The 12,517-nt window shown below is 58.0% G+C and carries 18 protein-coding genes and 1 pseudogene; 11 read left to right on the top strand and 8 right to left on the bottom strand.

Annotated elements, in window-relative coordinates; translation table 11 throughout:
- Positions 1 to 25 precede the first annotated feature (25 nt).
- On the top strand, positions 26 to 325 hold the full coding sequence (locus M0746_RS08070) for a DUF7693 family protein (RefSeq protein ID WP_258448737.1): 300 nt from the start codon (positions 26 to 28) through the stop codon (positions 323 to 325).
- Between the two features lie 70 nt (positions 326 to 395).
- Positions 396 to 944: a hypothetical protein gene (locus tag M0746_RS08065; protein WP_258448736.1), complete on the top strand. Its 549-nt coding sequence runs from the start codon at positions 396 to 398 to the stop codon at positions 942 to 944.
- A gap of 41 nt (positions 945 to 985) precedes the next feature.
- Here M0746_RS08065 and M0746_RS08060 read toward each other — a convergent pair whose 3' ends face one another.
- Positions 986 to 1,621: a hypothetical protein gene (locus M0746_RS08060; protein ID WP_258448735.1), complete on the bottom strand. Its 636-nt coding sequence runs from the start codon at positions 1,619 to 1,621 to the stop codon at positions 986 to 988.
- Between the two features lie 151 nt (positions 1,622 to 1,772).
- The gene (locus M0746_RS08055; protein WP_258448734.1) at positions 1,773 to 2,783 is read right to left on the bottom strand and encodes a lysozyme inhibitor LprI family protein; all 1,011 of its coding nucleotides are present in this window, start codon (positions 2,781 to 2,783) and stop codon (positions 1,773 to 1,775) included.
- Here M0746_RS08055 and M0746_RS08050 point away from each other — a divergent pair.
- Positions 2,776 to 3,144, top strand: coding sequence for a hypothetical protein (locus M0746_RS08050; RefSeq protein ID WP_258448733.1), 369 nt, complete (start codon positions 2,776 to 2,778; stop codon positions 3,142 to 3,144). The genes M0746_RS08055 and M0746_RS08050 overlap by 8 nt on opposite strands.
- 39 nt (positions 3,145 to 3,183) lie before the next feature.
- Here the strand turns inward: M0746_RS08050 and M0746_RS08045 are convergent, their stop codons facing one another.
- Together M0746_RS08045 and ggt are read right to left on the bottom strand one after the other, a co-directional pair.
- Positions 3,184 to 3,720, bottom strand: coding sequence for a cysteine hydrolase family protein (locus M0746_RS08045; RefSeq protein WP_258448732.1), 537 nt, complete (start codon positions 3,718 to 3,720; stop codon positions 3,184 to 3,186).
- Positions 3,721 to 3,785: 65 nt separating this feature from the next.
- Complete coding sequence (ggt, locus tag M0746_RS08040; RefSeq protein ID WP_258448731.1) at positions 3,786 to 5,513, bottom strand: gamma-glutamyltransferase; 1,728 nt, start codon at positions 5,511 to 5,513, stop codon at positions 3,786 to 3,788.
- A gap of 150 nt (positions 5,514 to 5,663) precedes the next feature.
- Here ggt and M0746_RS08035 point away from each other — a divergent pair.
- Positions 5,664 to 6,177, top strand: a pseudogene (locus M0746_RS08035) (methylated-DNA--[protein]-cysteine S-methyltransferase).
- 1 nt (position 6,178) lies between these two features.
- Here M0746_RS08035 and M0746_RS08030 read toward each other — a convergent pair.
- The 3 genes from M0746_RS08030 to M0746_RS08020 form a co-directional block, all read right to left on the bottom strand.
- Positions 6,179 to 6,769, bottom strand: coding sequence for an NUDIX domain-containing protein (locus M0746_RS08030; protein WP_208940649.1), 591 nt, complete (start codon positions 6,767 to 6,769; stop codon positions 6,179 to 6,181).
- Between the two features lie 365 nt (positions 6,770 to 7,134).
- Complete coding sequence (locus tag M0746_RS08025) at positions 7,135 to 7,770, bottom strand: lytic polysaccharide monooxygenase auxiliary activity family 9 protein (protein WP_258448730.1); 636 nt, start codon at positions 7,768 to 7,770, stop codon at positions 7,135 to 7,137.
- A 220-nt stretch (positions 7,771 to 7,990) separates the two neighbouring features.
- Positions 7,991 to 8,428, bottom strand: coding sequence for a hemerythrin domain-containing protein (locus M0746_RS08020; RefSeq protein WP_258448729.1), 438 nt, complete (start codon positions 8,426 to 8,428; stop codon positions 7,991 to 7,993).
- Positions 8,429 to 8,578: 150 nt separating this feature from the next.
- Between M0746_RS08020 and M0746_RS08015 the strand changes: the two genes are divergently transcribed.
- On the top strand, positions 8,579 to 9,004 hold the full coding sequence (locus M0746_RS08015; RefSeq protein WP_258448728.1) for a GNAT family N-acetyltransferase: 426 nt from the start codon (positions 8,579 to 8,581) through the stop codon (positions 9,002 to 9,004).
- A 106-nt stretch (positions 9,005 to 9,110) separates the two neighbouring features.
- Here M0746_RS08015 and M0746_RS08010 read toward each other — a convergent pair whose 3' ends face one another.
- The gene (locus tag M0746_RS08010; protein ID WP_258448727.1) at positions 9,111 to 9,461 is read right to left on the bottom strand and encodes a hypothetical protein; all 351 of its coding nucleotides are present in this window, start codon (positions 9,459 to 9,461) and stop codon (positions 9,111 to 9,113) included.
- Positions 9,462 to 9,595: 134 nt separating this feature from the next.
- Here M0746_RS08010 and M0746_RS08005 point away from each other — a divergent pair, with 134 nt between their 5' ends.
- The 6 genes from M0746_RS08005 (at position 9,596) to M0746_RS07980 (ending at position 12,470) form a co-directional block, all read left to right on the top strand.
- On the top strand, positions 9,596 to 9,925 hold the full coding sequence (locus tag M0746_RS08005) for a DUF6388 family protein (RefSeq protein WP_258448726.1): 330 nt from the start codon (positions 9,596 to 9,598) through the stop codon (positions 9,923 to 9,925).
- Positions 9,926 to 10,096: 171 nt separating this feature from the next.
- Positions 10,097 to 10,489, top strand: coding sequence for a sulfurtransferase complex subunit TusD (gene tusD, locus M0746_RS08000; RefSeq protein WP_208940643.1), 393 nt, complete (start codon positions 10,097 to 10,099; stop codon positions 10,487 to 10,489).
- 1 nt (position 10,490) lies between these two features.
- Positions 10,491 to 10,847: a sulfurtransferase complex subunit TusC gene (gene tusC / locus M0746_RS07995; protein ID WP_258448725.1), complete on the top strand. Its 357-nt coding sequence runs from the start codon at positions 10,491 to 10,493 to the stop codon at positions 10,845 to 10,847.
- Positions 10,847 to 11,140 (top strand): sulfurtransferase complex subunit TusB, encoded by a 294-nt coding sequence (gene tusB, locus M0746_RS07990; RefSeq protein WP_258448724.1) that lies wholly within the window; start codon positions 10,847 to 10,849, stop codon positions 11,138 to 11,140. Before tusC ends, tusB begins: the two co-directional genes overlap by 1 nt.
- Positions 11,137 to 11,472 (top strand): TusE/DsrC/DsvC family sulfur relay protein, encoded by a 336-nt coding sequence (locus M0746_RS07985; protein ID WP_258448723.1) that lies wholly within the window; start codon positions 11,137 to 11,139, stop codon positions 11,470 to 11,472. Before tusB ends, M0746_RS07985 begins: the two co-directional genes overlap by 4 nt.
- Complete coding sequence (locus M0746_RS07980) at positions 11,469 to 12,470, top strand: glycosyl transferase family protein (RefSeq protein ID WP_258448722.1); 1,002 nt, start codon at positions 11,469 to 11,471, stop codon at positions 12,468 to 12,470. Before M0746_RS07985 ends, M0746_RS07980 begins: the two co-directional genes overlap by 4 nt.
- Positions 12,471 to 12,517: the final 47 nt, after the last annotated feature.

Raw genomic sequence — 12,517 nt, 5'->3', positions numbered from 1 at the left:
CTTCCTTTTTTCAATCGAGTTCAACATGTCGTCATCTTTGACCGCCCGCGAAGTTTGTCAGCGTCTTCGCGAAGCGGCGCTGGGCGTATTGACGCTCAAGGTCTGCGAAGGGCCTGACGCGATGGGGCTGATGAGCGTCGATATCGACGGCTGGCGCCTGCTGCTGGATTTTGCCGATCAACGATTGCATCACTGTGAATACGCCTGCAGTCCTGAAGGTAATGAGGGCGCGCTCGAGACGTGGCAGCGTTATGGCATGGATCCGGTAAGCCTGCTCAGTACCCGGGAACTGGCACAGGTTGAGTGTTTGTTGCAGAACAAATGAACAAGATTGCCCAATGGTGGCACAGTGCCCATAATTCGCCCCCCTTTAGATACATACGCAAGGAATTGCCGTGAAGAAGTCTCTGTTGCTGCTCCCGATGCTGGCGCTGTTGCTGCAAGGGTGTGGCATGACCATGACCCGCTACGAGCCGAGCTACGAAAACGTGCAGAAGCTCAAGCAAACCCCACCATTGAATGCGATCAGCAACCCGCAAGTCAGCGCCGAATCCGGTGAAGGTTCGCTGGTGGTTCGCGCCAATCCGGTTCGCTCCCCTCCCTCCGGCAGCATCCCGGCGCATATCCAGGACGCAATCACTGAAGAACTGCGCAAGGCCGGCTTGCTCGACCCTCAGGCTCAGCGTCACTTGAACGTTCTGGTGGTGAAAAATGAACTGTCCGCCGGCATGGGCACGGGCGATGGCAAGCTGGCTGCCCGCTTCACCCTGCTCAAAGGCAATGACGTGGTGTACGACGCAACCAAGACCGTCAGCAGCCAATGGAGCAGCAGCTTCTTCGGTTTCATTGCGATTCCGAACGCAGTCAATGCTTACAACCCGATGTTGCGTGACCTGCTGAAAGATTTGTACAGCGATCCACAATTCATTCAGGCGTTGAAATAACCGTTGAAAAAAGAGCCGCAATTGCGGCTCTTTTTTTGGCGTTACGCTCGTGGGATTCGGGTTTCGAGTGCCGAATACTTGAGATTTTTGTTATCTACCATTTGCTTCAGCAACGCGTTGACCTGACGGGTGAACGTGTCATTCACCGCCTCAGCCGGAGTGTTGCCCATCAACGGAATGAACCAGATGCCGATCCACGTGCCGACCGCATCGTGGTTGCTGGCGGTGGTCAGGGGCTGACCCGTTCCATCCTGTGCTTCAAGGCTCATGGTGTACTGATCGGTGCCGTACGCCGGAATCACGCCCAGGCTGAGACCACCGATGAAGGCCAGCACCATCGAACCGGCATTCGGCGGATGGTTGTACATCTTCAGACGCAGGCTGTAATCGCCTGGCTGTTTCTGAAATTCGTCCAGAGTGACGCGACCGAACAGGCCGGAGTCAGTGAGGATTTTCTGCAACTGCGGTTTAAGTTGCTCACGCGCTTGTGGCACTTCCACGGCGGAGGCACTTTTCGGCTCGCCCTGATAGAAGTCGAAATCCACGTAGACGTTTGGCTTGTTGGCGTAGCTGTCCATCGACGGCATGGTCACCGGTGCCACTTCGTCTTTAGTGAAACTGGCACAACCGCCCAGCGCAAGTACCAGCCCCAGCGCGAGTATTTTCCCGAATTGCATGATATCCGTCCCTATGTGTACACAAACAAATGATGGCATTACGCCTCCAGCGTGAAGGCCGGGCGGATTCTAGAGAGTGCTGTGGCTGCGGGAAAGCCTGAAAGCAGAAATTTGACGAAAAATATTTGGCGCATTGCAGATGGGATGCCCGTCAGGGCATGAAATCCACGGGCAATTGCAGATGATCTTTCATGCGGTCGTACCAGGCTTGCAGCGCGTCGGGCAGATGGGTCTTCCAATGCGTGACGTTGGTGTAATAACGCAGCCGTGATTGACCGTTATCGTTGGTCACCAATAAAACCCAGTAGCGCGCATCGGGTGCCCTCATCACGACGCCGGTAGCCCCAAGGCCGCGCATCGACATCTCTGTCACCTCATTGCCCGGGATATCCTTTGAGGCGTCAGCGCTCATCAAGCTGCCAGACTTTTCGACGAGCCTTTGATAATCCTCGCCAAGCAGCGAACGCAGCGCCTGATCCTCCATTAGCGTGCGCGCCAGACCCAGGCTGAGCAGGTCATAATCGAGCGTCAGAGGCTGCTGCGCAGCAACGAAGCGCCCGGTGTAAAACACCCCCAATCCGGCACTGCAATATCCGCCCGCTGCGGGTTGAGAAATGTCCAGCACACCGTTCACCGGCGTGAAAACCAGGATGCACTCGTCTTGGGCGAAAACGGCCTTGCCGTCCTTGAACTCGGCAATGCCGGTCAGATCCCCGGAATTGCCACCCTCCGCTGCCGTGATGTCGAAACTGATGTGTGTGGCGTCATCGCGCTGCGTGACGACGGTTGCCGAAGTCGAAGCACTTGGCGGGATCAATTGCCAGGTGGCGTGCCAACTGAAGGGCTGACCGGCGTGCTCCAATTCGGCCAGACGCATCAAGTACGCACGACGCAGACAGGCCGTCGAATCGCCACAGGCGTTGCGGCTCTTCAGCCACTGGCGCTGATCGGCCTTGAGCATTTTGGCGTTGGCGACCTTGGCCAGCGTGGAGCGCCAAAGCGTCGCCAGCTTGTCATCGAGCGCCGAAATTTGTGCGTCGCTACAAACGGCTTTTTCGGTTTTGCTGACAGCGCTGGCGCAATCGAAACTGCTGGCGTGGATGGCGCCGGTAAACACAAGGCAAGTCAGGGCAACCATGTGACGCAGGTTGGAAATGAACATCGGCAGATTCCATTCTTCGGATGGCGCACAGTATGCCAGCGCTGGAGCTGGAAATCTGTGGCTGGGCCTGCTCGAAAGCGCCGGAGCCGCTATTGATGATCTGGCTGGACTGACGCCTCCCGAAGGTTTTGCGATGGGCTCGAGTTTGGAGTCAGCGCAGGCCCCTTGTGGGAGCCAGCCTGCTGGCGATGGCGGTGGGTCAGGTGCTGATGCTTTGGCTGGGCTGATGCTTTCGCGAGCAGGCTCGCTCCCACAGTTTTTTGCAGTGCATGCAAAATCCTGGGTAAATCACGAGTCCACTGTGGGAGCGAGCCTGTTCGCGAAAGCGGTGTGTCAGTTGCTGATGATTTGGCTGGACTGACGCCATCGCGAGCAGGCTCGCTCCTACAGTTGTCGGGTGTTATTTGAACTGGATGGTCGCCGCGGGCTTGACGTCGGTCCGCGCCACGGAGCTGGTCAAGGCGGCAAAGCCCTTGTTGTGTTCGGCAATGATGTCTTCGGCGCTCATCGTGCCGTTGTCGACGGTCGAATGCGCGTCTTGCGCGACGACTACGTCATAGCACAGTTCATGGGCTCGGCGCACGGTGGCGTTGACGCAGTAATCGGTCTGCAGACCGCAGATCACCAGACGTTCGAAGTCTTCGTTGGGTAGCAGCTTGCCCAGGTCGGTCTGGTAAAAGGAGTCGCCAGTGGTTTTATTCACACGCAGATCTTTGGTGGATATCAGCAAACCATCGGCGAGTTGCCATCCGTCAGCATCGCGAACGAACGGCCCGTCCTTTTCTTCATGTTGAATCAGCACCACCGGAACGCCGGCCTCTCGAGCGCGGCGGCTCAGATCATTGATCGTAGAGATCACGCGGTCGATTTCGAAACACTGATATTCACCAGCACACAGAGCCTGCTGGACATCGATGATCAGTAATGCGGTGGACATGGCGAGCCTTCCTTGATCAGTCCTTGAAAATCGGGCGGACCTGAGCCCGCCCCTTTTTACCCCGCTCAGTAGCCCAATGACAACCCGGTATTGCGCCGTGGATCGTTGGCACCGTAGAAGCGGTTCTTGCCGACCGGTTTGCCGCCGAGTGATGGCGCGCCGACCAGAATCGCGGCGATATGGTTAGGGTCTTGCGGACCGGCAAATTTGTGGCCCCAGCTTTCGAGTAGCTTTTTCGTGTCGGGGCTGGCGGCAAAGTCTTCGAGGTTGGTTTCTTCCGGCATCCACTGTTGGTGGAAACGCGGAGCGTCGACGGCTTCCTGCAGGCCCATGCCGTAATCGATGACGTTGAGCATGGTCAGCAGCGTTGCGGTAATGATCCGGCTGCCGCCCGGCGTGCCGACCACCATCACCACCTTGCCATCCTTGGTGACAATGGTCGGGCTCATCGACGACAACGGCGCCTTGCCCGGCGCGATGGCGTTGGCTTCGCCCTGCACCAGGCCGTACATGTTCGGCACGCCGACCTTGGAGGTAAAGTCGTCCATTTCGTCGTTGAGAATAACGCCGGTCTTGCTCGCCATCACGCCCGCACCGAACCAGTCGTTGAGGGTGTAGGTGACCGACACCGCATTGCCCCACTTGTCGACAATCGAATAATGCGTGGTGTTGCTGCCCTCATGTGGCGCCACGCCGGGTTTCAGTTCAGCCGATACACCGGCCTTCTGCGGCTGGATCGCGTCGCGCAGTTTGGTCGCGTAATTCTTGTCCAGCAGATGCTCGATCGGGTTTTTGACGAAATCCGGATCGCCGAGATAGCTGTTGCGGTCCACATAAGCGTGGCGCATCGCCTCGATCTGGTAATGCATGCCCTGGGCGGAATGGAAGCCCAGATCCTTCATCGGATAGCCTTCGAGAATGTTCATGATCTGGCAGATCACCACGCCACCGGAGCTTGGCGGCGGTGCCGAGACCACGTGGTAACCGCGGTAATCGCATTCCACTGGAGCCAGTTCGCGGGTCTTGTACTTGTCGAGGTCGGCCTGAGTGATGATGCCTTTGTTGGCCTGGCTGGAGGTCACGATCGCATCCGCGACCCAGCCTTTGTAGAAGCCGTCGACGCCTTTTTCGGAAATGCTGCGCAAGGTCTTGCCAAGGTCCTTCTGCACCAGTTTTTGCCCGACCTGCATCGGTTCGCCGTTGTGCAGGAAAATCGAACCGGAATCGCGCATGTCCTTTTTGAATACGTCGGTGGCGTACTCCAGCAACTCGACATCGCCCTGCTCCAGCGCAAATCCGTCTTCGGCCAGTTTGATTGCCGGCGCGATCATTTCCTTGCGCGATTTGGTCCCGTACTTGCTCAGTGCCAGTTCCATGCCGGACACGGTCCCCGGCACGCCAACCGCCAGGTGCCCGCGGGTACTCAATTCAGGAATGACATTGCCGTCCTTGTCCAGGTACATGTTCGCCGTTGCCGCCAGCGGTGCTTTCTCGCGAAAATCAAGAAAGGTCTTGCGTCCGTCCGCCAACTGAATGGTCATGAAACCGCCGCCGCCGAGGTTGCCTGCCGCGGGATACACCACCGCCAGCGCATAGCCCACCGCGACCGCCGCATCGACAGCATTGCCGCCGCTTTTAAGCACATCGACGCCGACATGCGTGGCCAGATGTTGTGCGGTGACTACCATGCCGTTTTCGGCAGCGACCGGCGCCACCGATGCGGCGTGAGCCATCAGACAGCTGAGTGCCAGGGACGTCGCAATCAGCGACCTGGTCAAAGGTTCGTACTTCATGAGTCGATCTCTTTTTTGTTTTAGGGGACGGCGCAAAACCCTGTGCAGCGTTTCAAGCGCAATCAGCAGTATGGTCGGCTTTAAGTATTGCGCCTCCCTGTGTCGCCGGTATGCTGGACGCGGTTCACACTTTCCAGCGGGGTTGCACTGATGCCTTACACATTCATCACCCTGCCCTCGCCGGTCGGCGAGCTGAAGCTCGTCGCGAACGGATCGCGACTGGCGGCCATCCTCTGGGAAAACGAAGCCGAACCGGGTACGCCTCGGGCCGATGAGCGAAGCGCCGGACAATCCGCTCCTGCAAAACGCTGCGCGGCAACTGGAAGAATATTTCTCCGGGAGCCGCATTCACTTCGATCTGGAACTCGACTTCACTGGCACGACTTTTCAGAAACAAGTCTGGGCTGCGCTACTGACCATTCCATTCGGCGAAACCCGCACCTACCGCCAGATCGCCGAGCAGATCGGCAACCCCACTGCCGTGCGGGCCGTGGGCGCGGCGAACGGGCGCAATCCGATCTCCATCATCGCGCCGTGTCACCGAGTGATCGGCGCGTCGGGAAAACTCACCGGTTTCGCCGGCGGGCTTGAAGCTAAAGAGCGACTGCTGACCCTTGAGGGTGGCCAATGGTCGCCCATTGGCAAAACCGGCGAGCTGTTCTGACTCAAGCACCAAACAGATTATTCATCGCCGCGTACTGCAACAGCATGATGGTCTTGGCATCGCAGATCTCACCGCGCTGAAACGCCGCCAGCGCCTCGTCGAACGCCCATTCCAGCACCTCCAGCTCCTCGGTTTCCTCCTCCAGCCCGCCACCGTCGCTGACCTTTGAGGCCGCGTCGTATTCGGCGATGAAAAAGTGCAGCTTTTCGGTCACCGAACCCGGGCTCATGTAAGCCTCGAACACCTTCTTCACATCGTGCACGCGATAACCGGTTTCCTCCTCGGCTTCATCGCGAATACGTTGCTCCGGCGCGGCACCTTCAAGCAGCCCGGCCGCCACTTCGATCAGCAAACCGTCATGCCCGTTGACGAACACCGGCAAGCGGAACTGCCGGGTCAGCACCACCGTGCGTTTGTCGCGATTGAACAACAGAATTGCCGCGCCATTACCACGATCGTAGACCTCACGGGTCTGACGCTGCCATTGGCCATTGTTGCGGTGATAGTCAAAGGTGATCTTTTTCAGCAGGTACCAGTCGTGGGACAACACCTGAGTGTCGATGATATTGACCCGCTCGGCTGTGTTGGACATGACGCCTGATCCTTTAGTCATTGTTGGCCTCCGGGCCTGCAAATGCCCGGTTATTTGAACGAAAAAACCAACCATATATCGCCCTATAAAGCATGTCGAACCGTCCTACGGACACTGCCTATTTCCTCGCCCTCCTCGCTGATCTGCAGCCCAACAGCGAAAACTTCTCGAGTATCTGAGCGACCTCGAGCTGGAGGCGCTGCCTGCTCTGTTTTCCAATGACGCATAGCCCTTTGAACAAAAGCCCGGCAGCGCTACCGGGCTCGTTCATGTACCGTTAAATAGCCATGAAGTCTCCACTGATAAAGTCGTCATGGAGCACTGCTTGATCCTTTCAAGCAATTATTCTCGAGGCCATCACCCCCTCATTTAAAATCAACATCAAACGCCTGATAAAACGCATTACCAGTATTGGCAACGATCCACATCAGCACGATGACGTGACGACCCTTTTTGCTTGTCGGCAGTACCACCTCGTGGTCGACCTTGGCCTTCAATTCGCCCGCATGGCTGTAATACGGCACTTGCGGGTAGAAATCCTCAAAAAACGGTTGAGCTTCGAGTTGCGCCCGGGTGATACGTTGCTGCGGATCCCAGCCATCCCGGGTAATCAACCAGCGATAACCACGGGTGGTGTGCGGCGCGGTGTATTCCCATTTGACCTGCAGGGTTTGACCGGCGGTGACATTGAGCAGCGGCCACGCAAACGGACGACCGAGCTTTTTGCTCATCTCGGCATCGGTGAAGTTCACACAGTCGCGTGCATCGTCCTTCCCGCCGCTGAGGATGTAACCGTCGGCAGGTGGCGCAACGCTGGCCGAGTCGGTTTCATACGGTGGCGGAAACGGCCCTGCCACCAGCGCCGGAAAGTTCTTGCCACCCTCCATCTCGTTGACCTGCCAGCCACCCAGCAAGCCGAGATCGATGGCCACCCCACCGCGACTGGCTGGAGACGTCACGCGACCGTGTTTCAATTGGTTTTCTGGTATTGCCTGATTCATGATTTTCACTCCATTGATTGATGACTCTCCTTCCCGAGGAGAGGACTTCAAGCTAACGGAGGTGAATTTTTTGTCCATTGGCGAATTTGTCGCGGTCAGCGAATTGCTGCCAACCAAACGCCGTAAATACTGGATAGATATACAGTCACAGACGTCAACGCCCACGCGCGATAACGGCAAAGGATTACATGCCAACACTACAAGGGCTGCCATCCGGTATTCAGGTGAGCTGCGCCTGGAACTCCTTCTCATACTCCCCAGCCAATTGCTCTTTCTGCTTCTCATCAAGCAGTTTCCCGGCCATCTGAAAGAACTTATGTTCCTCCTCCTCAAGATGATGATGAACCTTGTCCGACAGCTTCTTCGCCGTCGCCAGCCACGCCGGGCTGGACATCTCGGTCTCGTCGAGTTCTTCCATCATTTCGTCCATTTCATGGTGCTCGGCGATGGCGTGACGGCTCAGGTCGACGCCTTCATCCATTGCCATCAACGGAATATAGAAGTGACGCTCTTCTGCGGTTTCGTGGGCTTGCAATTCTGCTTTGAGCTGTTTGTAGGCCTCGACCCGCTCCGGACTGTCGCCGCTGGTTTCGATCAGGGCTTTGGCGTAAGTGCGCTGGCGTTCGTGGCTTTCGCGCAGGGCTTGAAAAATATTCACGAAATGTCCTCGTTAATCGCGCTCAGGGGAAGGCGCGATAGAGCCTAGACCGCATCGCGTGATTGACGGTTCCGCTTGTTTGATCGACGTGCTTGGAAGTGCTTGCCCGGACGCGTTAGGCTGAGCGTTCAATACACAAGGAAGTCATCCATGAATGTGCGAATCGAGCTGACGCAGAGCCCTACCGAGGAACAACGCCAGGCCATTCTCCAACCATTGATTGAATACAACGATGCGAGGGCCGGCATATCGAAAACGGAGCCGTTCGCCTTGATGGTCAAAGATGAACGTGGCGCAATACTGGGCGGTTTGTACGGGCGAGTGACGTTGCGCTGGATGTTCATCGATTTGCTGTCTGTGCCGGAGCAGGTTCGCGGACAGGGAATTGGCTCGAAATTAATGGCCCAGGCACAAGCATTAGCCACAGAAAAGAATTGCCTGGGCATCTGGCTCGATACTTTCGACTTTCAGGCGCCGGGGTTTTACCAGAAGATGGGTTTCAGCCAATTCGGTGAGATCGTTGATTATCCACCGGGACACAAACGACACTTCTTCCAGAAGCGGCTGATCGATTGAACGTGCCGCCCCCATTCGCGAGCAGGCTCGCTCCCACCTTTGATTTGTGATCGACACAGAACAAAGTTGGCGTGAGCCATGGCAGCCCAGGGCTCAACGCTATTGCTTACAGACAGGTCGCCAACGCCGCCAACCGGCGCTTGGCAACAAAATCGTCTTGCTGCGCGTAGTAATTCAGCGTCGTGCCCGAAGCGTCAGTGATCACGTCGACAAACGACTCGGCCGAACGCGTATACACCGTCGTGCCGCCGGAATTGCGCGGTTCCATGTAGGCCGCCGCGTCCACACCAAATACCGCTTCGTCCTGCCAGCCGAATTGCACGCACTGCGCGACGACTTTTTCGGCCTTGTCCGAGGACAGCACCTTATAAGGGGTTTTGGTCCGCGCATCGTTCATTACCGAACCCGCGCAACCGGCAAGCATCGTGGCCGCCAGCGCTACCATCAGAATTCGCATCGCATTCGCTCATTGGCAAAAAAGCGGACTGTATCACCGCAGCCGCTGAAATCGTTCTGCTTTACTGCATTTATAACGCGACAGGTGCAAGCCGCTGCGGCACCCTAAGGTCATCAGCCTCACAAGGAAAACTAATGGCGCCTACCGATCAGCGACATGAGCATGCTCTGAAATTGTTTCTCGACGCACGTCCCGAACTGCGCGAAACCCTCGACCACCTCAACCCGTTGCTGGCGCAGGCCAAGGGTGAAACCCAGGCGCAGTACCGCGAAGAGCGGCTGCACGAAGCGTTTGAAGCCGAGGCGGAAAGTCAGGGGTTGTTTGCCTGGGAGCTGACGTTGCAACTGACCGCTGATACGCCTGAGGAATATCAGGCGCAGCGTCTGGAAGTGCACCGTGAAGTCGCGGAAATGGCCGGGATGGACTGGCTGGAATATTGCGATCTGTATGGCATCGAACCGTAACCAATTGCAGGCCTTCGACTGCTCGCAATAGCGGTGTGTCAGGAATATGAGTTGATTGGCATACCACTATCGCGAGCAGGCTCGCTCCTACAGGGGCGTGCATCAACTTGGGTTTCGCGGCAGCCTGCATAAAGCTTTATCATGGCCGCAGTTTTGCTGATCGAGTCCGTCATGAAATTCGCCATTGCGCTGTTTTCCGCCGCCCATGCGCCCTCCTCGCGCCGCGCCCTGCTGTTTGCCCAGGCAGCGCTGGCCGGCGGGCATGAGATTGTCCGGCTGTTTTTCTATCAGGACGGCGTCTATAACGCCTCCGACGCGCTGGTCACGCCGCAGGACGAACTGGACCTGCCCAAGCAATGGCGCACATTCATCGACGAGCAGAAACTCGACGGCGTAGTGTGCATCGCCGCCGCGCTGCGCCGTGGTGTATTGAACGCGGAAGAAGCCAAGCGCTACCAGCGCGAGGCGGTTTCCATCAGCGCACCGTGGGAATTGTCCGGCCTCGGTCAGTTGCATGATGCGGTGCAGGATGCCGATCGCCTGATTTGCTTCGGAGGTGCGTGACATGGCCAAATCACTGTTGATCGTCAGCCGCCAGTCACCCTGGTCTGGCCCCGGCGCTCGCGAAGCGTTGGACATCGTGCTCGCCGGTGGCGCGTTCGATCTGCCGATCGGTCTGCTGTTTCTCGATGATGGCGTGCTGCAACTGGCGGCTGGGCAGAACGCCAAAGCGCTGCAGCAAAAAGACCTCAGTGCCAATCTGCAAGCGCTGCCGATGTTCGGTGTCGAGGAGCTGTTTTATTGCCTGGAAAGCGCCAACGCGCGCGGGCTCGAAAAACCCTCGCTGGACGAAGCGCAGCCGCTCTCTGCCGAACACATCACCGCCCTTATTGACCGCTACGATCAGGTGATCACCCTCTGATGTCGACTTTGCATGTGTTGTCTCACTCCCCTTTTGGCGATGATCGCCTGAACAGTTGCCTGCGCTTGCTCGGCAGTGCTGATGCGCTGTTGTTGTGTGGCGATGCGGTGTACGCCCTGCAACCGGGTGGTGCACCGTTTTCCGCCCTGCAAGACAAAAAAATCAGCCTGTTTGTGTTGCTTGAAGATGCTCAGGCGCGCGCGATCGAGATTCCGGACTGGGCCAAAGTCATCGACTACCCGGCCTTCGTCGAGCTGTCGATCGACCATGACAAGGTCAACAGCTGGTTATGAATGCACTGACCGTCGGCGCCCGCGCCATCGAACTGGACAAGGACGGTTTTCTTGTCGATCTGAGCGACTGGTCGGCCGACGTCGCCAGCGCCCTGGCCGCCGCAGAAGATATCGAGTTGACTGGCGAACACTGGGAAATCCTCGAACTGCTGCGCAGCTTCTATGCCGAATTCCAGCTGTCCCCGGCCACGCGCCCGCTGATCAAGTACACCGCGTTGAAACTCGGCGCGGACAAAGGGAACAGCCTGCACCTCAACCGACTGTTCAAAGGCACCCCTGCCAAACTCGCCGCAAAACTGGCGGGCCTGCCCAAACCGACGAATTGCCTATGACCGACTTTCCAGCATTGACCCTCGAAACGCCCGCCGAGCATCCGTTTGCGCAGTTCGTGCGCATTCTCGGCAAAGGCAAGCGCGGCGCGCGTGATCTGACGCGCGAGGAGGCCCGCGAAGCCATGGGCATGGTGCTCGATGACACGGTCGAAGACACCCAGCTCGGCGCCTTCCTGATGTTGCTGCGGCACAAGGAAGAAAGCGCCGAGGAAATGGCCGGTTTCACCGAAGCCCTGCGCGAACGCTTGCAAGCGCCAGCCCTGAACGTTGACCTCGACTGGCCGACCTATGCCGGAAAAAAACGTCACTTGCCGTGGTATCTGCTGGCCGCCAAGTGCCTGGCGCAGAACGGCGTGCGCATCTTCATGCATGGCGGCGGCGCGCATACCGCCGGGCGTCTTTACAGCGAACAGCTGTTGGGCGAACTGAATATCCCGCTGTGCCGCACCTGGCCGCAGGTCGGCGACGCGCTGGATAACGGCGGACTGGCGTTCATGCCGCTGGTGGACTGGGCGCCGCAACTGCAAAAGATGATCGACCTGCGCAATACGCTGGGTCTGCGTTCGCCGATTCATTCGCTGGCACGGATTCTCAACCCGCTGGGCGCGCGATGCGGCCTCCAAAGCATTTTCCATCCCGGCTATCAGGCAGTGCATCGCGATGCCAGCGGTTTGCTCGGCGATACGGCGATCGTGGTCAAGGGTGATGGCGGCGAAATCGAGATCAACCCGGACGCCACCAGCCACCTCTACGGCACCACGGGCGGGCAGAGCTGGGACGAGGAATGGCCGCAGCTGTCGGCGCAACGCCATGTCAAACCGGCGACGCTGGATATCGAGCAGCTGAAAGCGGTATGGCGTGGCGACGTGGTCGACAGTTATCCGCAAATGGCATTGATCGCGACCATGGCACTGGCCCTGCGCGGCCTCGGTGACAGCCGTGAGCAAGCCTTCGCCACGGCCGAGCAATACTGGGCCGTGCGAGACAAATCGATTTAACCGATCATTCACGCCCGATCTTTGCGCTTTTTGTTCGAACTCATCGG

The sequence above is a fragment of the Pseudomonas sp. S11P7 genome (assembly GCF_023195435.1).
GTDB classification, from domain to species: domain Bacteria; phylum Pseudomonadota; class Gammaproteobacteria; order Pseudomonadales; family Pseudomonadaceae; genus Aquipseudomonas; species Aquipseudomonas fluorescens_G.
This window is presented reverse-complemented; position numbering and strand designations above follow the sequence as displayed.